At 56.9% G+C, this 654-nt stretch carries 2 protein-coding genes; both read right to left on the bottom strand.

From position 1 onward, the window contains the following. The coding region (locus PLU01S_RS25255) for a DUF5681 domain-containing protein (protein ID WP_084339984.1) at window positions 1-425 on the bottom strand (425 nt) is incomplete at its 3' end. Beyond that, a partial coding sequence (locus PLU01S_RS25250) for a hypothetical protein (protein ID WP_244901228.1) occupies window positions 412-654 on the bottom strand: 243 nt, incomplete at its 5' end. The genes PLU01S_RS25255 and PLU01S_RS25250, both read right to left, overlap by 14 nt.

Here is a 654-nt window from a genome sequence, read left to right as displayed (position 1 = left end):
ATTTGCCTTAGCTCGGCTAGTTGTTGCTCCAGCTCGGCAACCTCAATCACACGGGCCATGCTGACTACTGAATCAATCAGTGCCTTACCCTGGTCAGGTGGCAAGGTGCCGGAAGCCACAGCGGATAGGATTGAGCGAGCACAGGCAGGAAGGTCAGAGGCGTCCAGGTCAAAGTGAACAGGTTGGGCCACTGGCTTGACGGTGGGCACGAGTCGTTCCAGCACCAGCCGACATGCAGCCATATCACCCTTCTGTGCAGCCTCAAGCACTACTTCAGCCACAGCATCAGCACCAGAAGCCAGCTTGGCCCGTAGGTCTGCCGTCTTGCTTGAGCGTCCACCAGGATTGCCAGACTGTCCCGGCTTCCAGGTGCCATTCTTACGGCGTCCTGTACGGGCTTTGGTTGGGTTTTCAGGTGTGTTCAATGGTTACGTCCTCCTCACATGAGAACAGGACATCAATCAGCCTCTGGGCGCGTTCCTGCACCTCCTGTTCACTATCTCCTTGGAGAATGACCAGGGTTTTGCCTTTGTGCTTGAGGCGTGCATGGTATTTGGGCGGGAGGCCGCGGCGTTCTCGGTAGATCTGTTGGCCTCGCTCGATTGGGATCAGGTCCATAGCGTAAAAGGGGGTATTGCTACCCCCGTCTCCCTT

It is taken from the genome of Pseudomonas luteola NBRC 103146, from assembly GCF_002091675.1.
Lineage (GTDB): Bacteria > Pseudomonadota > Gammaproteobacteria > Pseudomonadales > Pseudomonadaceae > Chryseomonas > Chryseomonas luteola.
Note: the sequence above shows the minus strand (reverse complement) of the source record. Positions and strands in the feature narration are given on the sequence as shown.